Raw genomic sequence first — 26353 nt, 5'->3', positions numbered from 1 at the left:
GTAGCTGCGGGTGAAGCCCTGCGACACCGATTGCAGCGTCACGGTGGCGCCGGCGATCGGCGTCTGCGCCTGCGTTTCAACCGTGCCGGAGACAGCGCCCTGCACCAGGTCCTGGGCCATGGCGGTGCTGGGAGCCAGCAGGCCGACGGCCGGAGCCGCAACAAGCGCCATCAGGGCGGTTCCGCCGATCATGGTCGATTGCAGCAAGCGTTGGCGAATGGTCTGGGTTTTCAAGCTTTGGTCCTCCTGTGGCCGAGGCGAAGATCCCGTGGGTCCCCCACGCCTCGACAACCATTATCTGCGCACCCCAATGCACACAGATTGCCTTGGACCTTAAACCCCGGGACCAGATGACGCACGATAATTACAGGCGCGTAACCCATTCGTCGCCACATTGTCGCAATCAAGCCACACTGCGCCTAGTGCCCTGTAATTGTTGCATATGACAGACACACTTCCCCTCACGGGAGAGCGTGAAACCGGTATCACTCCCCAGCCGGAGAATTGGATCCCGAGCATGGTTTGTGCGGACTTCGGCGCGAAGGCGGCGAAATTCTTTCGGGAGCAGAAAGGTGAGTCGGCGCCGTCGCGGGCGCCCTATCGCAGGATGGTGACCCGCGAGGCGTACGGGGCCGGCTCAGGCGTGCAGGACGCCACCACCAGCTGGCTCGCCATGATACACAGGACAGCGACAGCGACCGGCAAGAGCCGATTTGACACATCCAGAGCCAGGGTCCGGGCCATGAAAAGCACTCCGCAGAAGGTTTACGACCTCTTAACGCAAGGCCCGGGCCAGACGCGGGGCGAGCACCCCGCATGAGCGCGGCCATCCCGTTCGTGCGCGACTTCGTGCCCCGGTACGGCGAGGCAGAGCGCCTGACCCCGCGTATCCGGCGAGTGTTGGCCCGCAACCCCGGCCCCTTCACCTTCGCGGGCACGGGCACCTTCATCGTCGGGAATGGCGCGTCGGTCGCCGTGATCGATCCCGGCCCAGACGATGCCGGCCATCTGGCGGCCCTATTGAAGGCGGTCGAAGGCGAGACCGTCACCGCCGTGCTGGTCACCCATGGCCATGCGGACCATCTGCCGCTGGCCAGGCCGTTTGCGCAGGCTGTCGGCGCGCCGGTTCTGGGGCATGTAGCGGTCGCTCCCGATACGGTGCTGGGCGACGGAGATGAGGTGCCGGGCGACGGCTGGACCCTCCGCGCGGTCGCCACCCCGGGCCATGCCGCGGAACACCTGGCGTTTGCCCTTCCCGATGAGAACGCCCTGTTCAGCGGTGACCATGTGATGGGCTGGTCGACCAGCGTGGTGTCTCCGCCGGAGGGCGACATGGACGCCTATATGGACAGTCTCGAACGGGTGATCGCGGGCAACTACGACATCCTGTGGCCCACCCATGGCGGGCCTGTCACCGATCCCCTGCCCTTTCTTGAGGCGCTGAAGGCCCACCGGCTGGAGCGCGACCGTCAGGTGCTGGATCAGCTGGCCCAGGGTACGGCCTCGGCGCTGGACATGGTGCCCGCCCTCTATGCCGGGATCGACCGAGCCCTGTGGCCGGCGGCGGCCCAGTCCCTTCTGGCGCATCTGATCCGGCTGGACCGGCGCGGAGACGTCATCGCTGCGGGCGAACCTTCAGCCTCGACGACCTATCAGCTGCGGGGCTGAAGCTCGCGGACGATCCGGGCCAGCAGGCGACAGGCCTCGTCACCCTGCGGACGATCCGACCGGGCGGTCACGCGCACATCGGTCTGCCCCGGCCGGATGCGGACGGTCGCGTCGTGCTGCATCAGGAACCACAGACCGGTGTGGGTGCCCTCGACGCGGAACAGGGACGACGGCGCAGGCCGGAATCCGACCTTCTGCAGCGCCTCGCCCACGTCTTCGGCCTGAAGCTGGGTCGGAATGCTCGCGACGCCGGAACAGCTCGCGGCCACTTCATCCCCATGCAGGCGCTGCAGCCGAGCTGAGTAAGCCGGCAGCTCGACGATATCGGTGCTGACATCATGCGGGCCCTCGGGTCCGGCCATCGGGCCATAGGGGCTGGTCAGGAACAGCCAGATCCCTCCCCCGACCACCGCCACAGCCGCCAGCGCGGTCAGCCATCCCATCGCGCCGAACCGGGCGGCCCGCCAGAGCAGGATCAGGGCACAAATCGCACCCACCGCCAGCAGCCACGGTGCGACGGCCAGTGTGAGAGCGTCGAGGGCCAGCTCGCGGCTCCAGCCCCAGAAGCGCTGGCCGAACATGGCGACGAACACCAGCACCGGCGCCGACAGCACCCCCGCCATCAGCAAAAGGGTCAGGGACTGCGATCGGCCACGCCGTGCCATCGGATCAGCCCTGCGCAGTCGGCAGGACGTAGTCCTTCAGCTGCTCACGCACGACCTTCTTGTCGATCTTGCCGGTGGCGCCCAGCGGGATGTCGTCCACGAACACCACATCGTCGGGCATCCACCATTTGGCGATCTTGCCCTTCAGGAAGTCGAGGTGCTCCTGCTTGTCCTCGGTCTGCCCGGGCTTCAGCTTGATTACCAGCACCGGGCGCTCGTCCCACTTGGGATGGGCTGCGCCGATGACGGCGGCGAGATCGACCTTGGGATGCCCCATGGCAATGTTCTCGATGTCGATCGAGCTGATCCATTCGCCGCCCGACTTGATCACATCCTTGGCCCGGTCGGTGATCTGCATGAAGCCATGCTCGTCGATGGTCGAGACGTCGCCCGTATCGAAGAAGCCCTCGTTGTCGAGGATCTTGCCGCCCTCGTCCTTGAAGTAGGCGCCGGCGATCGTCGGGCCGCGCACCATCAGGCGGCCATAGGTCTTGCCGTCGTGCGGCATTTCCTGGCCGGCATAGTTCTTGAGCTTCAGCTCGACGCCCAGCGGCGGCATGCCCTGTTTGGTCCGCCACTTCATCTGCTCGTCGTACGGCAGGGCGGCCAGCTCCGGCGTCAGGTTCGACAGGGTGCCGATCGGCGACGTCTCGGTCATGCCCCAGCCCTGCAGCACCTCGATGCCGAACTCGTCGTGGAAGGCCCGGATCAGGCTTTCGGGCACGGCAGAGCCGCCGATCAGCACCCGCTTCACGGTCGAAAGCTTGAGATTGTTGTCGCGAAGGTGCGCCAGCAGACCCTGCCAGACGGTCGGCACGGCGGCCGAGAAGGTCACGCCCTCGCTCTCCAGCAGCTCATAGATGGACTCGCCGTCCATCTTGGCGCCCGGCATGACCAGTTTGGAGCCCGCCGCCGGACCGCCGAAGGCAATACCCCAGGCGTTGGCGTGGAACATCGGCACGACCGGCAGGATCACTTCCTTGGGCGTCGCGCCCAGAACGGTCGTCTGCAGGCCCAGCAGCGTGTGGATGAAGTTCGAGCGGTGGGAGTAGAGCACGCCCTTTGGATTGCCGGTCGTGCCCGAGGTGTAGCAAAGGCCACAGGCCGTCTGTTCGTCGAAGCCGCCCCATTCCACGTCCGACGAGGATTCCTCGACCAGCTGCTCATAGCATTCGGCCTTGGGCAGTTTGGTCGCCGGCATGTTCCACTGATCGGTCATCACGACCACCCGCTCGACCGTCGGACAGTGGGGCAGTACGGCCTCAAGCAGGGGCACGAAGGTCAGGTCGACGAAGATGATGCGGTCTTCGGCGTGGTTGATGATGTAGATCAGCTGTTCGGGGAACAGGCGCGGGTTCAGCGTGTGGCAGACCGCTCCGATGCTCATGATTCCGTACCAGGCCTCGATATGGCGCGCCGTGTTCCAGGCCAGGGTGGCGACGCGATCGCCAACCTTCACGTCCCAGGACTTGAGCACATTCGAGACCCGGCGGGCCCGATCATGGATGTCGGCATAGGTGGTGCGCACCACCGGCCCCTCGACCGAGCGCGTGACGACCTCGCGGTGCGGGTGCCAGTTCCTGGCGTGGTCCAGGATCTTGTCGACCGTCAGGGGCCAGTCCTGCATCAATCCGTGCATCGGTTCCTCTCCGGAATTCATGGGTATGGCCGACGTTGGGCGCGGCTCTTGAAGTCACGCTATCGGCGGCGTGAAGGATAGGCAACGTGACGCAACGTCAGGGGTAGCGACTTTCTTTGCAGGAGGACGCCGAGTCTGGGTTAGGTTGGCCGTCATCCAGACCTCGATGCCCCCTCAGGAGCCGACCATGTCCCTTGCCCGCGCCAGCCTGGCCGCCCTTGCCGTTTTCGCCCTCGCCGCCTGTGACGGCAGCGCCGCTCCCGAGGCCCCTGAGCCGGAAACGGAAGCCCCCGCCACCCCCGCGCCTGCGCCCGAGGCCCAGGCCAGCGGCGCCCTGTCGCTTGAGGGCGAGGGCCTGCGCGCCTTCACGGAGCAGGGCTCGGCGCGTGCCCTGCCCTTCGGGACGGCGCAGGACATGACCCTGACCGCCGTCTCGACGCTGCTGGGCGCCGATACCCCGGCCGTGACCACCAACAGCGAATGCGGCGCCGGGCCGATGCAGTTCGCGGAATATCCCAACGGTCTGCAGCTGGCCTTTCAGGATGACAAATTCGTCGGCTGGTTTCTTGATGAGAGCGGCCTGACTACCGCCGACGGCGTGGGCGTGGGCAGCACCCGCACCGAACTGGGATCCGCGCGCGTGGTGGAGATGATTCCGGACTCGACGCTGGGCAAGGAATTCTCGAGCGGCGAGCTGGGCGGATTCCTGACGTCGGAGGCTCCCGATGCCACGGTTGAGAGCCTCTATGCCGGCATGACCTGCTTCTTCCGCTAGGCCGTCATGACCGTTCTGATTGCGATCACCGGCGGGTCGGGCTCGGGCAAGAGCACCCTGGCCGAGGCCCTGATCCGCCACCTGCCCGAGGGCGTCGCCACCCTGGTGCGCGAGGACTCCTATTACCGTGACGCGGCCTCCCTGCCCGACTTCGACGCGGCGACCTTCGACTTTGACGACGTCGCGGCGCGGGACCACGACCTGCTGCACGGCCACCTGGCCGCGCTCAAGGCCGGACAGGCCGTCGAGGCGCCGATCTATTCCTTCGTCACCCATGGGCGAGAGCCGGGCGGCGAGCCGGTACCGGCCGCCGACGTCGTCGTCATCGAGGGCACCCACCTGTTGTGCACCCCGGCGCTCGTGGAGCTGTTCGACATCCGCGTCTTCGTCGATACACCCGCCGACATCCGCTTCATCCGCCGCCTGCTGCGCGACCAGGTCGAACGGGGCCGCACCGCCCAATCGGTCATCGACCAGTATCTTCTGACCGTTCGCCCCGGGCACGAGCGGCTGACCGAACCGGCCAAGGTGCACGCCGATTTCATCGTCGCTGACGCGACCGCGGCCGTGGTCCTGACTGACCCGCAATCAGTGGATCGACTGGTCGCTCCGGTTCTCACCCACCCGCTTCTGCAACGCTGGGTCGCGTGACCCCTTGTAACAGCGAGTGAATTTCATCTTGCGGCACGGCGTTATCCACGCCAAGCTTGAGGTTAATGACCCTCGCTCAAGCTGCCTCGTCCCCGTCTGGCCTTCAGGACGGGGATACCGAAGACCCCCGCCGCCGCGCCATTCTCATCGAGGCGCGGCGTCATTTCATGGCCCAGGGCTTCGCCTCGACCCGAATCGAACCGATCGCGCGTGAAGCCAGTGTATCGACCGCCACGCTCTACACCTTCTTCTCGTCCAAGGCCGATCTGTTCCAGGCGGTAATCGACGATACCTCCGACGAGTTCGCCCGCCAGATGGACGAGGTCCGGGCGCTCGACGGCCCTGCGCGCTGCCAGCTGACCCGATTTTCCGAGGCCTATGTCGGCTTCATGGCCGATCCGCTGGTGACGTCGGTCTTCCGGCTGGTGCTGGCCGAACGGACGCGCTTTCAGGAGATGGCGCTGCATTTCTACGAACGGGGCAAGGCACGCATCGGCGTCACCCTGGTCGAGGCCATCGAGGCCCTGTGCGAACGGGGCGAACTGGTCTGCGACAAGCCGTCGTGGGCGGCCGGCCAGCTTATGGGCATGCTGGAGCACCCGGTCTTCTTCGTGCCGATGGTCACCGGCGACTCCACCACGGTCCAGCGCAGCCATACCCAGATCGCGGCAGACGCGGTCCAGACTTTCCTGGCACGCTATGGCGGCCCCAACCTCGACCCTGCGGCGCCCGACCTCGACTGAGTGTCAGGGGTACAGACGTTCACGGCCCCAGGCCGCATCGGGGCCCGCCCGATCAAAGCGCAGCCGGTCGTGCAGCCGGAACGGCCGGTCCCGCCAGAACTCGATCTGCAGCGGCACCAGACGCCAGCCGCTCCACCGCTCGGGCCGGGGCACATCCTGGCCCTCGAACCGCACGGTCTCGCGCACCACGGCGGCCTCCAGTTCGGCGCGATCCGCCAACGGGCGCGACTGATCCGAGGCCCAGGCGCCGATGCGGCTCTCGCGGGCGCGGCTGGCGAAATAGGCGTCTGCCTCTGCTGCGCTGACCGGCTCCACCGGGCCACGCACCCGGATTTGGCGCCGCAGCGATTTCCAGTGGAACAACAGGGCCGCCTGCGGCTGTCCCGTCAGCTGGCGCCCCTTCTCGCTTTCGCGGTTCGAATAGAAGGTCAGCCCCTCGGGCCCCACATCCTTCAGCAGCACCATCCGGCAATCCGGCAGGCCCTCGGCGTCGACCGTCGCCAGCGCCATGGCGTTTGGATCGTTGATCTCGTGCGCCCGGGCGTCGCCCAGCCAGCGGTCCAGCAGGCCGAACGGCTCGTCGCAGGCGAACTCGGCCTCGTCGCTGTTGGCCGCCAGGGCGGCGGCATAGTCGCGGGCGTATTCCTCGCGTGAGGGACTGGGCGGGATGACGGGGGTGCTCATGGTCGTCTTTCTAGCGCCGCACGACCCGCGCTGCGAGAGCCAGCGTCACGGTTAACCCGGCATTGACCCTGTTTGTGGCCTTTGGTGTCCATGAGCGGCGCCGACACCTCCCTTTCGACCTATCACAAGGCGCTGGCCACCCTTGGCCTGCCGGGTCCGGTCGATCCTGCCACGACGCGTCAGGCCTTCCTGCGCGCGGTCAAGGCGGCCCGCCCCGACCATGCCGACGGCGATGCGGAGCGCTTTCGCGAGGTCATCGCCGCCTGGCACACCATTCAGGCCCGTACGCCCGATTGCCCGGCCCTGGCCCCGCCCGCCCGGCGGCCCGCACCGCTCCCGACCCTGTCGATCACCCCGCATCTCGCCCTGTACGGCGGTCGGGTCGAGACCGCCCATCGAGGACGGACCTTTCGTTTGACCCTGCCGGCGGGTCTGCGCGCCGGAGATCATGTGCGGCTCAAGGGTGCCGGACGCGACGATGCCGACCTGTTCCTCGCCATCCGCATCCGCCCCGCAGACGGCCTGTCAGTCTTGGGCAATGACGTCTTCCTGCAGACCCAAGTCTCGCCGCGTGTGCTGGCGGACGGGGGTCGCGTCGAGGTCCAGACCCACGCCGGGCCGCGCAACGCCTGGGTGGTCGCGGGGCTGGAGCCGCCGGTCCGTCTGCGCCTGCGCGACCTGGGCCTGCCGGCGCGGGGCCGCCATCCGCAGGGACACCTGTTCGTGACCCTGACCCCGGCCGAGGACGCCCCCTCTGCCGCCGAACATCTGCTGGACCGCTTCGCCCGGGTCTGGACGACCGCGCCGCTTGCGGCCTAAGGCCATAGGGCCATGTCCCACAACAGCTTCGGCCATCTGTTTCGCGTGACCACCTGGGGCGAGAGCCACGGACCGGCCATCGGCTGTGTCATCGACGGCTGCCCTTCCCTGATCCCGCTGACCGAGGCCGATATCCAGCCCTGGCTGGACCAGCGGAAGCCCGGCGGCAGCCGCTTCGTCACCCAACGACGCGAGAGCGACACGGTGCGCATCCTGTCGGGCACCTTTGACGACGGGGACGGGCCCGTCACCACGGGCACCCCGATCAGCCTGTTGATCGAGAACGAGGATCAGCGCTCGAAGGACTATGGCGAGATCGCCCGCGCCTACCGCCCCGGCCACGCGGACTATGTCTATCAGGCCAAGTACGGCGTGCGGGACCACCGGGGCGGTGGCCGCTCCAGTGCCCGCGAAACCGCCCTGCGCGTGGCCGCCGGCGCCATCGCCCGTCGGATCCTAGGCCCTGACATCACCCTCCGCGCGGGCGTCATTCAGATCGGCCCGCACCACATTCCCGATGATGCACTCGATTTCGACGCCGTGCAGGGCAATCCGCTGTTCGCCGCCTCTGCAGAGGTCGTCCAGCCCTGGTCCGACTATCTGGACGGCATCCGCAAGGCCGGCTCCTCGATCGGAGCGGTCGTGGCGCTGGAGGTCACCGGCGTGCCGGTTGGCTGGGGCGCACCGATCTATGGCAAGCTGGATGCCGAACTGGCCGCCGCCCTGATGTCGATCAATGCCGCCAAGGGCGTCGAGATCGGCGCCGGCTTCGCCTCGGCCGAACTTTCAGGCGAGGACAATGCCGATGAGATGAGGCTGGGTCCGGACGGCCAACCCGTCTTCCTGTCCAACCATGCCGGCGGCATTCTGGGCGGCATCTCGACCGGCCAGCCGATCACGGCGCGCGTGGCGTTCAAGCCGACCTCCTCCATCCTGACTCCGCGCCGGACCATCACCCGCGACGGCACCGAGACCGAGATCCGCACCAAGGGCCGCCACGACCCGTGCGTCGCCCTGCGCGCCGTGCCGGTCGTCGAGGCCATGGCCGCCTGCGTGCTGGCCGATGCGATGCTGCGGCACCGGGCGCAAGCGGCGTGATGCGCATTGTCCCTCTGCAGGATAACGACGTCGCTGCCGTCATCGGCTTATGGGAGACGTGCGGGCTGACCCGTCCCTGGAATGACCCCGCGCAGGACCTCGCGCTGGCCCGCAAGAGCGCCGATAGCGTCGTGCTCGTCGCCCGGGATGGGGTCGGGGTCTGCGGGACCGCCATGACGGGCTTCGACGGGCACCGGGGCTGGGTCTACTATCTGGCTGTGCACCCCGATGCTCGTCATCGTGGCGTGGGACGGGCCCTCATGACGGCTGCCGAGACCTGGCTGGCGGATCGCGGCGCCCCGAAAATCCAGTTGATGGTTCGCGAGGACAACGTCGACGCCCTCGGCTTCTACGAGGCGCTCGGTATGTCCCGGCAGGCTGTGGTGACGCTCGGCCGGCGGCTTGACTGACTCACCCCTTTCCGTCACCGACACTGTTACCTATATAGCGCCCGAACCGGCGCGGGCTGACCCGCGTTCTGCAATCTGGGAGACCGCATCATGATCGACGTCCGACCCTTCAACAGCCTCGGCGGGGCCGACCATGGCTGGCTGAAGGCCCGCCACCACTTCTCTTTCGCCAACTATTACGACCCGAACCGCATGAGCTGGGGCCGGCTGCGGGTCTGGAACGATGACGAGATCGCCGCCAAGTCGGGCTTTCCGCCCCACCCCCACGCCGACATGGAAATCATCACCTATGTCCGCACCGGGGCCATCACCCACGAGGATTCCATGGGCAACCGGGGTCGCACCGGCGCCGGCGACGTCCAGGTGATGAGCGCGGGCACCGGCGTGCGTCACTCCGAGTTCAACCTCGAGGATGAGACCACCACCCTGTTCCAGATCTGGATCGAGACCGACAAACCCGGCGCCAAACCCGGCTGGGGCATGAAACCCTTCCCGAAGTCGGACCGCAGCGGGAAATTCCAGGTGCTGGCCTCGGGCAATCCGGACGATGGCGCGCTGGATATCAACGCGGATGCCCGCGTGCTGGGTGCGACGCTGAAGGCGGGCGAGAGCCTGACCTATGAGCTGGCCGAGGGCCGCCGCGCCTATCTGGTGCCCGCTGTCGGCACAGTCGAGGTCAACGGTACCGTACTCAACGCCCGCGACGGGGCCGGCATCAAGGATGAGCCGACCCTGACGGTCACGGCCCGCGAGGATGCCGAACTGGTCATGGTCGACAGCCGCTGACGGCCGGGGCGACGCGGGAAACCGTGTCGCCCTTTCGCCCTAGGGCAGGCTGAACAGGATGTGGACCCAGCCCACTTCCTGGGCCCGTTCCAGCGCCTCGAACAGCGGCACGGCAAGGAAGAACGCCAGACCGTCACGCAGGGTGGTCAGGAAGAACACGGGTTTGACCTCAAGGGTGTCGGTGTCCCGCCACTTCGAGAAATCAGGCCAGAAGCGCGGCGTGCGCGCCATATAGGCCCGGTAGGACTCCCCGAACGCCCCCTCCAGCCAGGCTTCTTCCTGCCGAACGGTCAGATAGAAGACGCCGACCGCAATCAGCAGGAACAGCGTGGCAATGGTCAGACTGCCGGTCTGGGCGCCCATGCCGAATGCCCCCATGAAGCTGAAGACGTAGAGCGGATTGCGGCTGATCGAATAGGGCCCGAGGTTGACGATCTCGGCCTTCTTGCGCCCGCCGATGTAGAGCGAACACCACGCCCGCCCCACCACGCACAGGGCAATCAGGGCGATGCCGAACGCCTCCAGCCGCTCGTGCAGGGGCGTTTCGCCACCTAGGCTCTGGCTGATCGCGGCCAGCGCCACGACGGCCACAATGGCGAGGGCGAGCACCCCCTTCCGGATCAACTGCACGCGGCGCAGATGGTGGGGATCGGCCATGGTCATGAGGCACTCCTGTCGCCGGTGACGATCCTCTCATTCCACCATCCGTGGCGAAAGCCAAGCAGACGCGTGTTATCCCTTAAGGTGGCCTTCACCCTGTTGGGCCAGCCTGTCGCGGAATCGGAGACCCGCCATGCCCCGCAAACGCCTGATCTCGCTCGCCGTCCTCGTGGGCGGTGCCCTCATGCTCCAGGGCTGTCTGGTCGGGGCGGTCGTCGGCACCGGCGCGGCCGTGGTCGGCGGCACGGTCAAGGCCACCGGCGCGGTGCTCGGGGCCGGCGTCGATGCCGTCACCACCTCGGATGAGGAAACCCGGCTCAAGCGCGAACGGGAGCAGCGCGACTATGAGCGCGAGCAGCGTCGCTGCGAACAGCGCCGGGCCCACGGTCGCGACTGCTAGAGCGTCCGTTCCATGGCGTAGTTGTGGATCGCGACGTCGCCAATCTGGAATTCGCGCCGCTTGTTGGCGCTATAGCCATGCCGCTCGAAGACCGGCCGCGCGGTCTCGCTCGCCTCGACATACAGACGCGTCAAACCCGCTGACCGGGCGGCCTGTTCCACCTGCGCCAGCAGCCGCCCCGCGACCCCCTGCCCTGCCTGTTCCGGGTCCACATAGAGGAAGTCCACATGGCCGTCGGCTTCCAGATCGACGAACCCGCAGATATGGCTTTCGGGATCGATGGCGACCCAGCCCTGGCGCCCATCGCCGATCTTCTGGCGAAAGCGCGCGGCATCCGGCCCCCGGCTGGCCCAGGCATCAACCTGCTCAGGAGTGTAGTCCCGCGCGCCCAGCGCCCGCACGGACCGTCGATAGACCCCGGCCATGGCCTCCGCATCGCCCTCGCGCATGGCCCTGAGGGTGATCACAGCGTCAGCACACACCGTTCGTGGATGGTCGGGCGGGCCACCTGGATGCGGCACAGCCCCGGCCATTCCGGCTTTAGCCGGTTGGCGAACCACAGGCACAGGTTCTCAAGGCTGGGCAGTTCCAGCCCCGGCTTTTCATTCAGCATGCCGTGATCCAATTCCTCGGCCGCGGCCTTCAAGGCGCGATCCAGCGCGCCCAGATCGGCGACCCAGCCGTGCTCGGCGTCCAGGGTCTCTGACCGAACCGTCGCCTCGACCGTGAACGAATGGCCGTGCACCCGGCGATAGATGCTGCCCTCCGGCTCGTTCGGAAAGTGGTGAGCCGCGTCGAAGGTGGCCTGTTTGGTGATCTCGAAGGTGGGCATCAACGCACGCCAATGAATTTGTGGGTCTGGACGCTCAGGCGCCACTGGGGGTGGGTCAGGCAGTAGTCGAAGGCCGCCGCCGTATTGGCCGCCGCATCGGGACCATCCATCGGCTGCAGCCAGAATCGTTCGAAATCGAGGTCGGCGAACCGCTCAGGCCGGGCCGCTGCCTGCGGATAGACCAGCTTCAGTTCCTGCCCGGTGGTCTGCACCACCGGCGCATCGGCCTTGGGGCTGACGCAGATCCAGTCGATGCCGTCAGGCGCCGCGATCGTGCCATTGGTCTCGACCGCGATGTCAAAGCCGCGCTCGTGCAGGGCCGCGATCAGGGCCTCATCCAGCTGCAGCAGCGGCTCGCCCCCCGTGCAAACGACCAGCGGTTGCCCGCCCTGCCCGCTCCAGAAGCCGGCCACATGGTCCGCCAGCCCCTCGGCCGTTGGGAACTTGCCCCCGCCGTCGCCGCCCGTGCCGACAAAGTCGGTATCGCAGAAGGTGCAGACGGCCTGCGCACGGTCCTGCTCGCGTCCGCTCCACAGATTGCAGCCGGCAAAGCGCAGGAAAACCGCGACGCGCCCCGCCTGTCCGCCCTCGCCCTGCACCGTCAGGAAGGTCTCCTTGACCGAATAGGTCATGAGGCCACCCATTCGGCATGGCCCCGCGCCCGGAGCTCACACGCCGGGCAGGTGCCACACCCATAGCCCCAGGCATGCCGCTCCGACCGGTCGCCCCGGTAGCAGGTATGGCTGGCCTCGAGGATCAGTTCGACCAGCGCCTCGCCTCCGATCCGGTCGGCCAGCGCCCAGGTCTCGGCCTTCGTCAGGGCCATCAGCGGTGTCTCGATCCGCACCGGCTTGTCCAGGCCCAGCGACAACGCTCGCTCCATGGCGTCGATCGTGTCCCGGCGACAGTCGGGATAGCCCGAGAAATCCGTCTCGCACATGCCGCCCACCAGCACGTCCAGCCCGCGCCGGTCGGCCAGCGCCGCAGCGACGCTCAGGAACACCAGATTGCGCCCTGGCACAAAGGTGGTCGGCAGGCCCCGGGCATCCATCTCCATGGCCTTGTCGGCTGTCAGCGCGCTCTCGGCGATGGCGCCATAGCCGGTCAGGTCGACGACATGGTCCTCGCCCAGACGCTCCGCCCGGTTCGGCAGCGCCCCGGCCATGCCCGCCCGTACAGCCAGCCGCGCCTGCATCTCGACCGCGTGTCGCTGTCCATAGTCAAAGCCGACCGTCTCGACCCGCTCATAGCGATCCAGCGCCCATGCGAGGCAGGTCGCGCTGTCCTGCCCGCCCGAAAACAGGACGAGGGCCGAGGCGGCGGGCTGTCGGTCGAAAGCGCTCATGACAAATCTGCGGTCGGCCGGCTGGCCGCGCGCATGCACAAAAAAGCCCGGAGAGGCTGGGAAGTTCGCCTCATACACCCCGGGGCGGGACGATGCAAAAACGTCGAAAATGGGGCGTGAAAACGGTCGTTTCCGCTATTTACCATTCTGAAAATGGTTGTGGGCTAAGCCTGACTTCCAGTTGAGGGAGTATCGGTCAGTTATGCCGACGATCGAAAGACTGACCGAGAAGGCTGTGCCGGTCTCACCCGAGACGGTCGGGGCGGAGGTCTTTGCCCGCTTCAAGGCTGAACCTGACCTGCTGGTGATACCGGTGGTCAAGGACGGTCGACCGGTCGGCCTGATCGAACGAAACGCTTTTCTCCTGAAGATTGCCGGCCCGCTGGGCCACGCCCTCTACAGCAACCGCCCCGTCACCGAGGTCATGGACCCGGAGCCCTCGGTGGTGGACGCCGGTGTGCGCATCGACAGCTTCTGCGACGCCATTATGGGCTCGGGACCGGGCGCGCTGACCCGCGGCTTCATCGTCACCTATGAAGGCCGCTACCGGGGCGTGGGAACGGTCATCGCCCTGCTCAAGGCCATCAATGACGAACAACGGCTGAAGAATGTCGAACTGACCGCGCAGGCGCGCGAGGCGGCGGACAGCCGTACCCAGGCGCTCGCCGCGGCCCGGGCCAAGAGCCAATTCCTGTCCGTCATGAGCCATGAGCTGCGGACGCCCCTGAACGGCGTTCTGGCCGTCGCCGAGCTGCTGCGTCGCCAGCCGCTCAATCCTGCGTCCCAGTCTCACGTCCAGACGATCGTCGACTCGGCCGACACGCTGTTGCAGATACTTCAGGACGCCCTGGACCTCTCGCGGGCCCAGGCCGGCGAACTGGACATGACCCCCCAGGCCACCCCGCTCCGCGCCCTGATGGACGAGCTGGCTGCCCACTGGGAGCCGCGCGCGGCCCAGGACAACGTCCATCTGGTCGTCAGCTATGAGGGCGACACCGAACTCGCGGCCATGATCGACCCGGTCCGGATCCGCCAGATCTTCAACCATCTGATCGGCAACGCCCTGAAGTTCGCCCGCAACGGCATGGTCGAGGCCGGTCTGAAGGCCTGGCTGGACGGCGACCGCGTCGTCATGCAGGCCCGCATCCGCGACGACGGACCGGGCGTCGCGGCGGATCGTGTCGACGACATCTTCGAACCCTTCGTCCATGGCTCCGGTCCGGACGGCGCCGGCCTCGGCCTGGCGATCTGCCGCCAGATCATGGATCGCCTGGACGGTCGCATCTGGGCAGAGAACAACCCCGGCCGCGGGGCCACCTTCGCCTTTGACATCTCGGCCGAGCGTGCCGAGCGTCCGGTCGAGACCGAGAGCAATGTATCCGATATGATGGACGCCGACTCCCTCGCCAATCCTCACATTCTGATCGTGGATGACAACGCCACCAACCGGGTCGTCGCCCAGGCGCTGTGCGAAATGTTCGGCTGTACGTCCGAGACCGCCGAGGACGGCATGGAGGCGCTGGACGCCATCAAGGCCCGCGATTTCGATCTGGTGCTGATGGACATCAAGATGCCGCGCATGGACGGCCTGCAGGCCACCCAGGCGATCCGCGCGCTCAAGGGGCCGATGCAACAGGTGCCGATCGTGGCCCTGACCGCCAATGCCGATCCGGAGGACGCCCGCCGCTATCTGGCGGCCGGTATGGCGGCAGTGGTCGAAAAACCGATCAAGCCCGAACGTCTGCGCCACGCGATGAATGCGGCCCTCTCCGCCGGGGCTGCCGAAGACGAGGCTGAGGCCGAAGCCGAAGGTCCGCAGGCTGCCGCGGGCTGATCGCGCCATTTGCAGGACCGGCCCGGCGCGATAAGCACGGGGCATGGACCTTCCTGCGATCGCCCCCATACTCCCGCAACTGGCCTCCGGCGCGGCTCATACCCACGCGCTCGGCTTCACCTATGACTCGCTGGACGGGGACCGCGTGCGGATCCGCGTCCCCTGGCGCGAAGATCTGGTCGGAGATCCGGAAGCCGGCGTGATCGCGGGCGGCGTCGTCACCACCCTGCTCGATCATGTCGGCGGGCTGGCCGTCTGGGTGGCGCTGGATAACTTCAAGCCGCTGGCCACCCTGGATCTGCGCGTCGACTATATGCGCCCGGCCCGGCCGCGCACCGACCTGATCGCCGAGGCCCGCTGCTACCGGCTCACCCGGTCCATCGCCTTCGTGCGCGCCTGGGCGTTCGAGGACGCGCCCGACGACCCGGTTGCCGCCGCCCAGTCCGCCTACATCCTCACCACCGCCCGGCCTGAGCGCCGGTCGCGCGCGGAGGCGGGCGAATGAGCCGCGTCATCGACGCCATGCCCTATGCCCGCTTCCTCGGCCTGACGGTCGAGCAGGAGGCCGAGGTCCTGACCGTCACCATGCCTTTCTCCGACCACCTGATCGGCAATCCCATGCTGCCGGCCCTGCACGGAGGCTCCACCGCCGCCCTGCTTGAGATCACCGCCATGGCCCAGGTGGCCGAGAGCTTTCCCGGCATGCACCTGCCCCGCCCGATCAATGTCTCGGTGGCCTATTTGCGCCCGGGCCGTCCGCAAAACGTCCAGGCCCGGGCCCGAATCAATAAGGCCGGCCGTCGCGTGGCCCATGTGCTGGCCGAGGCCTGGCAGGAGGACGAGGCCCAGCCGATCGCGGCCCTCACCGCCCACTTCCTGCTGGAAGACAGCTTTTAGTTGTAATCGGTAATTAGTCATGGTTGCATCCTCTTGTGGCGCTCAGCCACGGGGGGAGATTGCATATGAACCGTTCCGACATCGGCCAGACCCTGGCCGGGCGCCTGTATGCGGCTGAGGCTGCGATTGACGCCGCCCTGATCGAGACCGCCCGCCTCGCCGCCTACCTGCCCGAGGCCCGTTCGGAAGCCTATCTGTCGGCCGTCACCGGCCAGAAGGCGTTTGAGGAAACCGCCCAGTCGGTGGTCGCCCTGTCCCAGGCACGGGGACACATCGTCAAAACCCACGAACGACTGGCCGCCCTCGCCCGGGCGCTCGGCCTTGATCCCCTCGCCGTCGGGCCGGTCGACAAGCCCGGTGATGAGCCTCCGATCGGTGGTGGGGTCACCGGTGTCATTTCGCGTGAAACAGGCATTTCCCGGAACAGCGAACCGTGTTAAGACTTTCTTTACCGTAGTTGGTAGGAGGTTTTCATGGACAGAACTCAGGTTGTCGCCGGCGTGGCGAAAGAACTGCACGCCACCGAAAAGGCCATCGACGCGGCCATCACCCAGACGACCACCCTCGTCCAGTCCATGATCGGCGCCCGCACGGTACTCGAAATCTCGCCGGTGGCCGGCGCCGGCAGCCAGGCCAAGGCCATGGAAACCATCGCGGCCCTCAGCGAAGCCCGCACGGCGATCGTCGCCTGCCACGCCGAGCTGCAAAAGGATCACCGCAAGCTGGGCTGGGGCGTTTACGCTGTCGGCCCGGTGAACAAGCCCGACGATTGGGAGACCCCGGTGGGGGGTACTCCGCCGACCAAGGGCCACCTCCGCGTCGCCTGAATTCGGCGTAATGTTTAGCTTGGCTCATTCCGGTCAGGCGAAATTCAATGCATGATCGCCCTCTGAGTGTTTCGCTCGGGGGGCGATTTCATGTTTGACACCCTGCCGGCCCAGATTGGTGCAGTCGTTATCGTGCTGGTGCTGGGCTTCGCCTTCCTGAAGGGCGAGGAAACCGAGCGTATTGCGGCGGGCGCCTATGGTTTGGGCTGGCTCGCCTCGCTGCTCGTTCAGATGGACAGCAATCTCTACGGTGCCCAATGGAGCATGATGGCCATCGATGTCGTCATGCTGTTGGTCCTCGGCGGCCTCGTCTGGAAATCCCACCGCACCTGGCCCACCTGGGCCTGTGCCTCGCAGTTGCTGGTGGTCACCGCGCACATCCTCATGACCCTTGATGTGCGGCCTCCGATCTCGTCCTACTACACCGTCATCAATCTCGCAGGATATGGCGTCCTGATCGCGCTGGCCGTCGGCACCTTCTGGGTCTGGCAGGAGCGCAAGGCAGCGGGTCTGGAATAGGCTGTCAGCCGCCCTGCCCGCAGACCACGGCGGCCAGAAGGTCGATAGTCAGTCCCTCCCCTGACCAGGTCTGGCCAAGGTCCAGCGTCGCCTGATCGGTCCAGAGCACCACGGCCACATCCAGATCCGGCAGAATCAGGTTGCGCACCTGCACGCCGCCAATGGCCCCCTGCCGCTCCACCACCCGCGTCTCAACTCCGCAGGCCGTCAGGGTGACGGGAAACACCCAGACCGACAGCCCGCCGTATCCGGTTTCCGGACCGGCCTTCCACATTTCGGCGCGCGCAGCGTCCGAGATCAGCCGTCCATCCATCAGCGCCTGATCGAACGCCAGCAGCGCCTCGACACTGCCGTACAGCGCGCCCGCCGGCCCATAGACCGACACGTCGATGAGCGGCTCAGGGCGGGTGCCGTCAATGGCCTCGCTGACCGGTTCATTCGCCGCAAGGCGCACGCTGCGCAGCCCCAGGGGCTCGCTGATCCGGGTGCGGACCAGGGTCTCGAAATCCTCGCCGGTCACCGCTTCCAGCACCAGCCCCAGCACCCGGTAGTCACAGTTATTGTAGGTGAAGCCCGACCCCGCAGGCGCCCGGGCCGGCCCCTCGCACAGGGTACGCCAGCCGGGCCCCTGTCCCTGATAGACGTCGGCCATGCCGTCGCCGTCCACGTCCGGCGTGGCGCTCAGATCGGCCAACCCTGACGTATGCATCAGCAACTGCCGCAGCGTCGCATCGCCGTTCACCGGCCAGTCCGGAAGATATGTCGACACAGGCGCATCCAGCGACAGACGCCCTGCGTCCACTTCCTGCAGCACAAGCACGGCCGTGACCGACTTGGTCACCGACGCCCATCGAACGGCGCGGAAGGACGAGCCGCCCTCGCCATGCGCCGACAGATGCACCGGCCGACCGTCACGCCATGCCCCCACAATGCCCGAAAACCCGTCCGGCACCGCCGCCAGCCGCTCCAGCACCGCCGGCACCGTCGGCGGAATCGCCGCTGCCCGACCCGGCAGGGCCAGCATCATCAGAAACAGCAGTCCGGCCAGATACCGCATCGTCGTCCCTCCATGCGCCATCACCGTAACACTGTACGGCCAGATCGGAAGGACGGATGCCGCCCCCGCGACCATGGGCATCTTTTCCTATAACCTCCAACCGAAGTGATTCGTCCGGAGGGCCGGTGTGCCGCTCACTCATGTGCAGATCTGGCGCGGCATTGACCGTCTGGCACGGGCCGAAGGGCTGACCGCGTCGGGGCTGGCGCGGCGCGCGGGACTGGATCCCACGGCCTTCAATCCGTCCAAGCGTCAGGGGCCACCGCCCGAGGCCCGTCCCCGCTGGCCCTCGACCGAGAGCCTGACGCGGGTGCTGGCGGTCTGTGGAATGTCGCTTGGCCAGTTCGCGCGCCTTGCCGAGGATGCGGACGAGCCGCCCGCCGCTGTACCGCTGCTGGGCCTGGCCCAGGCCGGTCAGGACGGCTTTTTCGACGAGGCCGGCCTGCCGACCGGCGAAGGCTGGCTGGAGACCGACCTGCCCCAGCCGCGCGACGGCCTCTACAGCCTCGAGGTCTCGGGCGAGTCGATGGCCCCCCTCTACCGGCCCGGCGACAAACTGATCGTCGATGCCGAACCCCGCCCCGTGCGGCGCGGCGACCGCGTCGTCGTGCGGACGCGCTCGGGCGAGACCCTGGTCAAGGAGATCGGGCGCAGTGACGCCCGGGGCCTGAAGCTGCTGTCGATCAATCCCGACTTCCCGCCTCGCACCCTTGCTGCCGCCGACGTCGCCTGGGTGCGGCGCATCCTCTGGGTCAGCCAGTAGGCACGAAAACGGGGCGCGCCCGTCCGGACACGCCCCGCTTCCTGTCACGCTCTGTCGGCGATCAGTAGGTCAGATAGTGGGCGCTGACCCAGCCGCCGTTGCTCAGCTGGACCCACTCGCCCTGCGAGCCGGTAGCCTGCACCGACTGGCCGGCGCTCAGGCTGCCGATCTGGCGATAGTTGGTGCCGGGGCCCGAGCGGACCCGCAGATTGGTCGTGGCGCGCAGCGAACTGGAGGCGGCAGGCGCCTGGCGGGCCCGGTCACGCTGCTGCTGGCAGCCGATGTAGGAGCCGGCCGCAGCCCCCGCGGCCGCACCGGCCACAGCACCCAGTTCACGCTCATTGTCCGAAATCTGGCTGCCGGCCAGGGCGCCCAGCACGCCGCCGATCACGGCACCGGCCTGCTGGCGACCGCCCGGGGCGTCGCAGTTGGTGATGCCGTTCGCCGACTGGGCACTGGCCACGCCGGGCAGGGCCGAGACCGCCATCACGGCCGCACCGGCCATCAGGGCCTGTTTGATCATCTTCGACATGACTCACTCCTCTACTGGGGTCGATGCCGTAAAAATGCGCAGCCGGACACAAAGGCTCCCATGAACCGGTTGTTGTTTTCGGTTCATCTTTATGAGTGCGCTACCGCTCGCGACGCGGTCGCTCGCTGCTTGAGCGCTAGCCCGCCAGTTCGCCGCGGGCGCCCTTCTCGATCAGTTCGATCGTCTGGGGCAGGCCGTAGATCGCGGCGAACGAGCCGAAGCGCGGGCCCTGCGAGGCGCCCAGCAGCACTTCATACAGCGCCGCGAACCAGGCCCGGAGCGGCTGGAAGTCGTGTTCCTTGCCGACCGCATAGACCTTGTTCTGGATCACCTCGCCGTCGGTCGTGTCGGCCGGCAGGGCCTTCAGCCGCTGCGCCAAGTCCTCGAACGCCGCCCGCTCCTGTTCGGTCGGCGCGCGATAGGTCTTCGCGGGCTTCACGAAGTCCTCGTAGTAGTTCAGCGCATGCCCCATCAGCCGGTCGAGCGTCGGCTCGCTCTCCGGGGTCGCGTCCGGCAGATACCTGGCGAAATAGGCCCACAGCTGCGCCTTCGACGAGGCATTCGCTACGCCGACCAGGTTCAGCAGCAGGCTGAACGAGACCGGGCTGGCCACCTCGGGCGGATCGCCCGCGTGGATCGACCAGACGGCATTGTCCATGCGCTTGGCCGGCTCCTGGGTGCGGAACTGGTCGATGAAGCTGAGATAGTCGTCGATCGCGCGCGGAATGACGTTGAAGTGCAGGCTCTTGGCCGACTTCGGCGACTGGAACATGTACCAGCTGAGGCTCTCGGGCGTGCCGTAGCGCAGCCACTCGTCCATCGTCAGGCCGTTGCCCTTGGACTTGGAGATCTTCTTGCCCTCGATGTCGAGGAAGAGCTCGTAGTTGAAGCCCTCCGGCGGGGTGCCGCCCAGCGCCCGGCAGATCTTGGACGCCTCGCGCACGCTCTCGATCAGGTCCTTGCCCGACATCTCATAGTCGACGTCCAGCGCGGTCCAACGCATGGCCCAGTCAGGCTTCCACTGCAGCTTCACATGGCCGCCGGTGACCGGAACCTCGGTGCGCCCGCCGGCCGGGTCGTCGAAGACGATGGTCCCCGCCTCGACATTGCGCTCCAGCGTCGGCACCTGCAGCACATGGCCGGTGACGGGGCTGATCGGCAGGAAGGGCGAATAGGTGGCGCGCCGCTCCTCGCCCAGCGTCGGCAGCATGATGGCCATGACCGCGTCATAGCGCTCCAGCATGCGCAGCAGGGTCGCGTCGAACCGGCCCGAGCGATACTGCTCGCTTGAGCTCATGAACTCATAGTCGAAGCCGAAGCTGTCGAGGAAGGCCCGCAGACGCGCATTGTTGTGGGCGCCGAAACTGTCGTGCGTGCCGAACGGATCGCGCACCTTCGTCAGCGGCAGGTGCAGGTCTTCCTTCAGCATCTCCGGGTTCGGTACGCCGTCCGGCACCTTGCGCAAGCCGTCCATGTCGTCCGAGAAGGCAATCAGCCGCGTGGGCCAATGGTCACCCGTCAGCGCGCGAAAGGCGTTGCGCACCATGGTCGTGCGCGCCACCTCGCCGAAGGTGCCCATGTGCGGCAGGCCCGAGGGGCCATAGCCGGTCTCCAGGATCACCGGCCGTTGCAGGGCCTCGAAGGTCGCCAGCGCCTCGTCCGCCTTGCCCGCATCGATCAGCATCCGGGCCGAATTCAGCTCGGCGTCCGACAGCCGTTTCTTCAGCACATGGGCCAGAAGATTGCGGGCTTGTTCGAACGGCCACGAGCGGGCCTCACGGGCGAGGGTTTCGAGGTTCTGCAGCATGCCCGAGCGTTTGACCCGCAACGCCGCTCCGGTCAACGCCAGACCGGTTCAGCGGTTGATCCGGGCGGCGATGACCACGCAGGCGAGGCCGCCCAGTACCACCACGACATCCTCGATCACGGCGCTCTTTTTCGGACCCACCGCCTCAGTGCAGCGGGCCCGGGCCTTGAGGCCAACGAACGCCGCTGGCACAGCGGCCGCTACAGCCAGCAGGCCGCCCAGCCGGGCCCGTCCGCGGGGCGCCAGCGCCATGCCGGCCATACAGGCGCTCAGGGCCCGTGCCATCAGCGCGCCGGGCTCGGTGCGATCCGGCGCGGACGTTTGCTTGTCGCCCAGCAGTTCGCCCAGTCCCAGTACCAGCGCGGCGACCTTGCCGACGCGACTGCCCAGCCCCGCCGGGCGGCCGGGGGTTCTCAGACCCATCAGGCCCGCCCCCGCGATCAGGGCACCGGGAGTCATGGACCGCGAGCCGGCAACGGCGCCGATCACGAGCGAGGGGAGCAGGTTCAGATGTCGCATGGCAAGTGAACACGCCGGACGAGCGACGGTTCAGCCGGATCGAACCCGGCCTGCGGTCATTGTTCCTGCACGAGAGGAATGGAGGACCGTCCAATGACCTACCGGCGCTTCGCCGGCATGATCGCCGCCTCGACCGTGATCATGTACGGCCTGATGTATCTGAACACATACCAGTGGAGCCACGTCCACTTCAGCGAGACCCGCCTCTACATGGCGCTGCTGATGGGCGCGACCATGGCCGTGGTGATGCTCGGCTTCATGTGGTCGATGTACAAGGAGCGCGCCGTCAATCTGGCCATCGTCGGCGGCGCGGTGATCGTCTTCGCCGGCAGCCTCTGGCTGGTCCGCAGCCAGGCCACCGTGGGCGACGTCTCCTACATGCGCGCCATGATCCCCCACCATTCGATCGCCATCCTGACCAGCGAGCGGGCCAACATCCGTGACCCGCGCGTCCGCGAACTGGCCGACGGCATCATCGAGGCGCAGCGCCGCGAGATTGACGAGATGGAGACCCTGATCGCCGATCTGGAGCGCAATCCGCCGACGGGGGACTAGGCCGCCACGGCACGGTGCGCCTGCCAGTCTTCGCGCCAGGGGCGGCTGGCCTGGGTGAACAGCTTTTCAAACATCCCGGCGGCGTCCAGGGGCTTGGCGATACAGTCGTCCATGCCGACGGCGAAATACTGCTGCACCTGTTCGGGCAGGGTATTGGCCGTCAGGGCAATGATCGGCGTCGCCGCGACCTCGCTGTCCAGCGCGCGAATGCGGCGCGCGGCCTCGACCCCGTCCATCACCGGCATCTGGATGTCCATGAGGATCACATCCCACCCGCCGCGCCGGGCCGCCTCGACCCCCTGCGCTCCGTCGTCGGCGGTCTCGCAGATCACGCCCTGCGCGGCCAGCAGGGTCGAGACCAGCACCCGGTTGCTCTCATTGTCATCGACATAGAGGACAACCATGGCGCGCCCCTCATCCTCGTCCGCGACGAACGCTTCGGGCGAGGACGTCGTATCGGGGGTCGCAGCCGATTCCGGCGTTGTCGGGGCCTCCATATCAAGCGGAGTACCCCAGTCGTCGCGGTGCGACAGGTCGATCATCTGTTCCAGCACGACATGCAGCGTCTGGCCCGCCGCGCGGATGCGCCCCACATGGCCCGCCTGCTCGGGCTGCAGACCCGCCCCAGCCAGTACATCGGCAAAACCCATCACGGCGTTCAGCGGCGTACGCAGCTCGTGCGACATCTGGCTGAGGAAGGCCTGTCGCGCCTCGGCCATGGCCACCTTCTGCTCGGCGGCGGCGCGGGCGGCCTCGGCCTCGACCCGGTCGGTCACGTCCCGTTCGTTCAGCAGCACGCTGACGGCCCCCGTCACGGGATCCAGCACAGGTCGACAGTCGATGTGATGCCAGCGGGGGCCCTCGCGCGTGATCATGCGATGAACCGCGTCGGTTGCCTGCCCGTCGATTGCGGTCTGCAGCACGGCACGGCCGTCTTCGGCCTCCGCAAACCGCGCGACCAGACCGACGCCCTCGCCATAGGTCGCAAAGGCTCCCGGATTGGCGAAGAGAACCGCGTCCCCGGCGTCGAACAGGGCGACCGGTCCGGCCGAATGGCGCAGCGCCTCGACCGCGCGGCGTTCCTCTTCGCCGACCTCGGTCTCGGTAGCCTCGAACAGCAGGACACGGCGGCCGTCATCCAGGGTGACCGTCGAGATCATCGCCTTGACCGTCAACGGCTGGCCCTTGGGATAGAAGGTCCAGCGTTCCTGCACACTGTCACCGCCCGCCGTGACCGACCTCAGACGGTCCGTCCGCGCCCTCACCGCCGGCGAAAGCGCGGAAAAATCCCGGGCCAGAAGCTCTTCCAGATCGGCCGCACCCCACAGGGCCAGCGCCGCGCTGTTGGCATAGACGCCAAAGCAGGTCTCCGGATCGAACAGCCACACCGCCCGCCTGAGGCTGTCCCAGGCCGTCAGTTCCGCGCCGTCCGCCAGTCTGGGAAGTGTAACAGTCATAGGGACTTATGGGCGAAAAGCCCTGAAGCAACCCTTAAGCCCTCCACGGCCCCGGCTTGACCCGAGGGTGCCGGCGTGACCAAAACCGCCGCCGCATGAAGACCGCCGATTTCGACTTCGACCTGCCCGAGGACCGTATCGCCCTGCGACCGGTCGAACCGCGCGATTCCGCCCGGCTGCTGGTGGTGCGCGAGGGAGGGATCGAGGACCGGATCGTGCGCGACCTGCCGGACTTCCTTCGGCCCGGCGACGCCCTCGTTTTCAACGACACCCGGGTCATACCGGCCCGTCTGGCCGGGAGCCGCCACCGCGTCGGGCCGGAGGGGGAGACCCTCAGCGTCGCGGTCGAGGCCACGCTTCATCATCGCGATGCGCCCGATGTCTGGTCCGCCTTCATGAAGCCCGGCAAGCGCATCAAGCCCGGCGACCGCATCGCCTTCGAGCATCTCGAGGCGGCCGTGGTCTCAAAGGGCGACAACGGCCTGATCACTCTGCGCTTCGACCGGGCCGGTCCCGCACTCGATGACGCCATCCGCGCGGTGGGGGTCATGCCCCTGCCCCCCTATATCGCCGCAAAGCGCGCCGAGGACGACCGCGACCGCTCGGACTACCAGACCGTCTATGCGGAGCATGACGGCTCGGTCGCGGCGCCCACCGCCGGCCTGCATTTCACCCAGGCCCTGCTGGATGCAATCCGGGCGAAGGGCGCCTCGACCCATGCCGTCACCCTGCACGTGGGCGCCGGGACCTTCCTGCCGGTCAAGGTCGATGACATCGCCGAGCACCGCATGCACAGCGAATGGGGAGAGGTCTCAGCCGACACGGCCGAGGCGCTGAACCGCGTGCGCGCTGCAGGCGGTCGCATCGTCTGCGTCGGCACCACCAGCCTGCGCCTGCTGGAATCGGCCACGGACGCGGACGGCACCGTCCGGGCCTTCCACGGCGATACCGCCATCTTCATCACGCCGGGCTACCGCTTCCGCGCGGTCGACGTGCTGATGACCAATTTCCACCTGCCAAAGTCGACCCTGTTCATGCTGGTTTCGGCCTTTGCCGGCACCGACACGATGAAGGCCGCCTACGCCCACGCCATCGCGACCGGCTACCGGTTCTACTCCTACGGTGACGGCAGCCTGCTGTTCCGGGGTTGATACCCCCGCCCACCTGACCCTTCTCCCCTTGCGGGTGGGGGGCGACGCCCGACGGGTGCCCCCTGAGAAGGGGGCGGATGAGGGGTCGCGCTGCGGTTTGATCGGAATTGGCCGGGCGATGTGGACTTCTCGTCATCCGGCTGAGAGACCCCTCATCCGAGCCGCTCTCGCGGCCCACCTTCTCCCGCAAGGGGAGAAGGACCTCGTGTCAGGTCGAACGCCTCCACCATCACGACCGCGCCCGAATTCGTCCGCCCTTTCAACACCCCTGCCCTCTCCCACACCGGTCTTCCCGACCGGGTCAGCGCCTCATCCATACTGCCCGGTTGCCCAAGCCACCGGAGGACGCGAGCGTGACTTCAGACCATTCAGACGGTTCAGACGGTGTTTTCGACCGTCTGAGTTCCAGACCGTCCCGCGTTTCAGACTATTCAGACGGTTCAGACGGTGTTTTCGCGACCAAACCGGCCGCTCCGCAGATGGAACCCGCGCCCCACTGCTCCGCTTCCCTGTCATGACCCAATCCCCCCGCACCGCCACCCTCTATCGCATGGTCATGCCCGGCCATGTCTGCCCGTATGGCCTCAAGTCGCTCTGGCTGCTCAAACAGAAGGGCTACACGGTCGATGACCGCCACCTTACCACGCGGGAGCAGACCGACGCCTTCAAGGCCGAGCACGGCGTGAAGACCACGCCCCAGACCTTCATTGACGGCCAGAGGATCGGCGGCTGGGACGATCTGCGCCGCCATTCCGGCTGGCCGGTCGCCGAGCCCGGCAGCACCAGCTACATCCCTGTCCTCGCCGTCTTCGCCGTGGCCGCCCTGATCGCCTTGGCCATTGATGCCCTGACCACCGGCGGGATCACCTGGCATGTGCTGCCGAACTTCATCGCCACCGCCATGTGTCTGCTGGCCATGCTCAAGCTGCAGGACGTGGAGAGCTTTTCGTCGATGTTCCTCAACTACGACCTGCTGGCGCGTCGCTGGGTCCCGTACGGCTACGTCTATCCCTTCGCCGAGCTGCTGGCCGGCGTGCTGATGCTGGCCGGCGTGCTGACGTGGCTGTCGGTGCCGGTCGCCCTGTTCATCGGCGGCATTGGCGCGGCCTCCGTCTTCAAGGCAGTCTATATCGACAAGCGCGAGCTGAAATGCGCCTGCGTCGGCGGCGGGTCGAACGTGCCGCTGGGCTTCGTCTCGTTGACCGAGAACGTCATGATGGTCGGCATGGCCGTCTGGATGGCCGCGATGGCCTTCTAGGG

34 protein-coding genes are annotated in these 26353 nt (G+C 67.4%); 19 read left to right on the top strand and 15 right to left on the bottom strand.

Annotated elements, in window-relative coordinates:
- On the bottom strand, window positions 1-234 hold a 234-nt coding region (locus tag LC068_RS11910; protein WP_226637474.1), incomplete at its 3' end, for a hypothetical protein.
- A 363-nt stretch (window positions 235-597) separates the two neighbouring features.
- A complete protein-coding gene (locus tag LC068_RS11905) occupies window positions 598-744 on the bottom strand; it encodes a hypothetical protein (protein ID WP_226637473.1) in 147 nt (48 codons plus the stop codon).
- A 72-nt stretch (window positions 745-816) separates the two neighbouring features.
- On the opposite strand from LC068_RS11905, the gene LC068_RS11900 reads away from it, so the two are divergent.
- The gene (locus tag LC068_RS11900) at window positions 817-1668 is read left to right on the top strand and encodes an MBL fold metallo-hydrolase (protein ID WP_226637472.1); all 852 of its coding nucleotides are present in this window, start codon (window positions 817-819) and stop codon (window positions 1666-1668) included.
- On the opposite strand, the gene LC068_RS11895 is transcribed toward LC068_RS11900, so the two are convergent.
- The gene (locus LC068_RS11895) at window positions 1653-2333 is read right to left on the bottom strand and encodes a hypothetical protein (RefSeq protein WP_226637471.1); all 681 of its coding nucleotides are present in this window, start codon (window positions 2331-2333) and stop codon (window positions 1653-1655) included. The two genes, LC068_RS11900 and LC068_RS11895, sit on opposite strands and share 16 nt — an antisense overlap.
- Before the next feature lie 4 nt (window positions 2334-2337).
- Window positions 2338-3972: a long-chain-fatty-acid--CoA ligase gene (locus tag LC068_RS11890; RefSeq protein ID WP_226637470.1), complete on the bottom strand. Its 1635-nt coding sequence runs from the start codon at window positions 3970-3972 to the stop codon at window positions 2338-2340.
- Window positions 3973-4159: 187 nt separating this feature from the next.
- Here LC068_RS11890 and LC068_RS11885 point away from each other — a divergent pair, with 187 nt between their 5' ends.
- From LC068_RS11885 to LC068_RS11875, 3 genes are all read left to right on the top strand, one after another.
- A complete protein-coding gene (locus LC068_RS11885; protein ID WP_226637469.1) occupies window positions 4160-4747 on the top strand; it encodes a hypothetical protein in 588 nt (195 codons plus the stop codon).
- A 6-nt stretch (window positions 4748-4753) separates the two neighbouring features.
- Entirely contained in the window at window positions 4754-5398 is a 645-nt protein-coding gene (gene udk / locus LC068_RS11880) for a uridine kinase (protein WP_226637467.1), read from the top strand.
- Window positions 5399-5463: 65 nt separating this feature from the next.
- On the top strand, window positions 5464-6141 hold the full coding sequence (locus tag LC068_RS11875) for a TetR/AcrR family transcriptional regulator (RefSeq protein ID WP_226637466.1): 678 nt from the start codon (window positions 5464-5466) through the stop codon (window positions 6139-6141).
- A gap of 3 nt (window positions 6142-6144) precedes the next feature.
- Here the strand turns inward: LC068_RS11875 and pdxH are convergent, their stop codons facing one another.
- Window positions 6145-6825 carry a pyridoxamine 5'-phosphate oxidase gene (gene pdxH, locus LC068_RS11870; protein ID WP_226637464.1) on the bottom strand — a complete coding sequence of 227 codons (681 nt, stop codon included), beginning with the start codon at window positions 6823-6825 and terminating at the stop codon, window positions 6145-6147.
- Window positions 6826-6915: 90 nt separating this feature from the next.
- Between pdxH and LC068_RS11865 the strand changes: the two genes are divergently transcribed.
- From LC068_RS11865 to LC068_RS11850, 4 genes are all read left to right on the top strand, one after another.
- Window positions 6916-7644 carry a DnaJ C-terminal domain-containing protein gene (locus LC068_RS11865; RefSeq protein ID WP_226637463.1) on the top strand — a complete coding sequence of 243 codons (729 nt, stop codon included), beginning with the start codon at window positions 6916-6918 and terminating at the stop codon, window positions 7642-7644.
- Between the two features lie 12 nt (window positions 7645-7656).
- Complete coding sequence (aroC, locus tag LC068_RS11860) at window positions 7657-8742, top strand: chorismate synthase (RefSeq protein WP_226637462.1); 1086 nt, start codon at window positions 7657-7659, stop codon at window positions 8740-8742.
- Entirely contained in the window at window positions 8742-9152 is a 411-nt protein-coding gene (locus LC068_RS11855) for a GNAT family acetyltransferase (RefSeq protein WP_226637461.1), read from the top strand. The genes aroC and LC068_RS11855 overlap by 1 nt, the downstream gene beginning before the upstream one ends.
- Window positions 9153-9242: 90 nt before the next feature.
- The gene (locus LC068_RS11850; protein ID WP_226637460.1) at window positions 9243-9938 is read left to right on the top strand and encodes a pirin family protein; all 696 of its coding nucleotides are present in this window, start codon (window positions 9243-9245) and stop codon (window positions 9936-9938) included.
- Between the two features lie 39 nt (window positions 9939-9977).
- Here LC068_RS11850 and LC068_RS11845 read toward each other — a convergent pair whose 3' ends face one another.
- Entirely contained in the window at window positions 9978-10601 is a 624-nt protein-coding gene (locus LC068_RS11845; RefSeq protein WP_226637459.1) for a methyltransferase family protein, read from the bottom strand.
- A 130-nt stretch (window positions 10602-10731) separates the two neighbouring features.
- Here LC068_RS11845 and LC068_RS11840 point away from each other — a divergent pair, with 130 nt between their 5' ends.
- Window positions 10732-10998: a hypothetical protein gene (locus LC068_RS11840; RefSeq protein WP_226637458.1), complete on the top strand. Its 267-nt coding sequence runs from the start codon at window positions 10732-10734 to the stop codon at window positions 10996-10998.
- On the opposite strand, the gene LC068_RS11835 is transcribed toward LC068_RS11840, so the two are convergent.
- Genes LC068_RS11835 through queC form a run of 4 tightly spaced genes read right to left on the bottom strand, consistent with a single transcriptional unit; the run spans window position 10995 to window position 13175 of the window.
- Entirely contained in the window at window positions 10995-11465 is a 471-nt protein-coding gene (locus LC068_RS11835; protein WP_226637457.1) for a GNAT family N-acetyltransferase, read from the bottom strand. The genes LC068_RS11840 and LC068_RS11835 overlap by 4 nt on opposite strands.
- Window positions 11462-11833, bottom strand: coding sequence for a 6-pyruvoyl trahydropterin synthase family protein (locus LC068_RS11830; protein ID WP_226637455.1), 372 nt, complete (start codon window positions 11831-11833; stop codon window positions 11462-11464). Before LC068_RS11830 ends, LC068_RS11835 begins: the two co-directional genes overlap by 4 nt.
- Window positions 11830-12462 carry a 7-carboxy-7-deazaguanine synthase gene (gene queE, locus LC068_RS11825; RefSeq protein ID WP_226637453.1) on the bottom strand — a complete coding sequence of 211 codons (633 nt, stop codon included), beginning with the start codon at window positions 12460-12462 and terminating at the stop codon, window positions 11830-11832. Before queE ends, LC068_RS11830 begins: the two co-directional genes overlap by 4 nt.
- A complete protein-coding gene (gene queC / locus LC068_RS11820; protein WP_226637451.1) occupies window positions 12459-13175 on the bottom strand; it encodes a 7-cyano-7-deazaguanine synthase QueC in 717 nt (238 codons plus the stop codon). Before queC ends, queE begins: the two co-directional genes overlap by 4 nt.
- Window positions 13176-13377: 202 nt before the next feature.
- On the opposite strand from queC, the gene LC068_RS11815 reads away from it, so the two are divergent.
- The 6 genes from LC068_RS11815 to LC068_RS11790 all read left to right on the top strand — a co-directional run bounded on the left by LC068_RS11815 (window position 13378) and on the right by LC068_RS11790 (window position 17252).
- Window positions 13378-15009, top strand: coding sequence for a response regulator (locus LC068_RS11815; RefSeq protein WP_226637449.1), 1632 nt, complete (start codon window positions 13378-13380; stop codon window positions 15007-15009).
- 43 nt (window positions 15010-15052) lie between these two features.
- Entirely contained in the window at window positions 15053-15514 is a 462-nt protein-coding gene (locus LC068_RS11810) for a PaaI family thioesterase (protein ID WP_226637448.1), read from the top strand.
- Window positions 15511-15906 carry a PaaI family thioesterase gene (locus tag LC068_RS11805; protein ID WP_226637446.1) on the top strand — a complete coding sequence of 132 codons (396 nt, stop codon included), beginning with the start codon at window positions 15511-15513 and terminating at the stop codon, window positions 15904-15906. Before LC068_RS11810 ends, LC068_RS11805 begins: the two co-directional genes overlap by 4 nt.
- Window positions 15907-15971: 65 nt before the next feature.
- On the top strand, window positions 15972-16346 hold the full coding sequence (locus LC068_RS11800; protein WP_226637444.1) for a hypothetical protein: 375 nt from the start codon (window positions 15972-15974) through the stop codon (window positions 16344-16346).
- A gap of 33 nt (window positions 16347-16379) precedes the next feature.
- Window positions 16380-16733, top strand: a complete 354-nt coding sequence (locus LC068_RS11795; protein ID WP_226637442.1) for a hypothetical protein — start codon at window positions 16380-16382, stop codon at window positions 16731-16733.
- Window positions 16734-16823: 90 nt separating this feature from the next.
- Window positions 16824-17252, top strand: coding sequence for a hypothetical protein (locus LC068_RS11790; RefSeq protein WP_226637441.1), 429 nt, complete (start codon window positions 16824-16826; stop codon window positions 17250-17252).
- Between the two features lie 4 nt (window positions 17253-17256).
- Here the strand turns inward: LC068_RS11790 and LC068_RS11785 are convergent, their stop codons facing one another.
- Window positions 17257-18309 carry a serine hydrolase domain-containing protein gene (locus LC068_RS11785; RefSeq protein WP_226637439.1) on the bottom strand — a complete coding sequence of 351 codons (1053 nt, stop codon included), beginning with the start codon at window positions 18307-18309 and terminating at the stop codon, window positions 17257-17259.
- A gap of 127 nt (window positions 18310-18436) precedes the next feature.
- Here LC068_RS11785 and LC068_RS11780 point away from each other — a divergent pair, with 127 nt between their 5' ends.
- Window positions 18437-19072, top strand: a complete 636-nt coding sequence (locus LC068_RS11780) for a S24 family peptidase (RefSeq protein ID WP_226637437.1) — start codon at window positions 18437-18439, stop codon at window positions 19070-19072.
- 61 nt (window positions 19073-19133) lie between these two features.
- Here the strand turns inward: LC068_RS11780 and LC068_RS11775 are convergent, their stop codons facing one another.
- The 3 genes from LC068_RS11775 to LC068_RS11765 all read right to left on the bottom strand — a co-directional run bounded on the left by LC068_RS11775 (window position 19134) and on the right by LC068_RS11765 (window position 21930).
- On the bottom strand, window positions 19134-19604 hold the full coding sequence (locus LC068_RS11775; protein ID WP_226637436.1) for an SH3 domain-containing protein: 471 nt from the start codon (window positions 19602-19604) through the stop codon (window positions 19134-19136).
- Window positions 19605-19740: 136 nt separating this feature from the next.
- Window positions 19741-21411: a lysine--tRNA ligase gene (locus LC068_RS11770; protein WP_226637496.1), complete on the bottom strand. Its 1671-nt coding sequence runs from the start codon at window positions 21409-21411 to the stop codon at window positions 19741-19743.
- 48 nt (window positions 21412-21459) lie between these two features.
- A complete protein-coding gene (locus tag LC068_RS11765; protein WP_226637434.1) occupies window positions 21460-21930 on the bottom strand; it encodes a hypothetical protein in 471 nt (156 codons plus the stop codon).
- A gap of 93 nt (window positions 21931-22023) precedes the next feature.
- Here LC068_RS11765 and LC068_RS11760 point away from each other — a divergent pair, with 93 nt between their 5' ends.
- Window positions 22024-22485 carry a DUF305 domain-containing protein gene (locus LC068_RS11760; protein ID WP_226637432.1) on the top strand — a complete coding sequence of 154 codons (462 nt, stop codon included), beginning with the start codon at window positions 22024-22026 and terminating at the stop codon, window positions 22483-22485.
- Here LC068_RS11760 and LC068_RS13885 read toward each other — a convergent pair.
- Entirely contained in the window at window positions 22482-23942 is a 1461-nt protein-coding gene (locus LC068_RS13885; RefSeq protein WP_319002507.1) for a response regulator, read from the bottom strand. The two genes, LC068_RS11760 and LC068_RS13885, sit on opposite strands and share 4 nt — an antisense overlap.
- Before the next feature lie 95 nt (window positions 23943-24037).
- Here LC068_RS13885 and queA point away from each other — a divergent pair, with 95 nt between their 5' ends.
- Together queA and LC068_RS11740 are read left to right on the top strand one after the other, a co-directional pair.
- Window positions 24038-25093, top strand: coding sequence for a tRNA preQ1(34) S-adenosylmethionine ribosyltransferase-isomerase QueA (queA, locus tag LC068_RS11745; protein ID WP_226637431.1), 1056 nt, complete (start codon window positions 24038-24040; stop codon window positions 25091-25093).
- Window positions 25094-25607: 514 nt separating this feature from the next.
- Complete coding sequence (locus tag LC068_RS11740; protein ID WP_226637429.1) at window positions 25608-26351, top strand: glutaredoxin; 744 nt, start codon at window positions 25608-25610, stop codon at window positions 26349-26351.
- The last annotated feature ends 2 nt before the right edge of the window (window positions 26352-26353 follow it).

Origin of the sequence: Brevundimonas poindexterae, assembly GCF_020524625.1 — a bacterium.
Taxonomy (GTDB): domain Bacteria; phylum Pseudomonadota; class Alphaproteobacteria; order Caulobacterales; family Caulobacteraceae; genus Brevundimonas; species Brevundimonas poindexterae_A.
The sequence above is the reverse complement of the archived record's forward strand: the minus strand, read 5'-3'. Positions and strand labels throughout refer to the sequence as shown.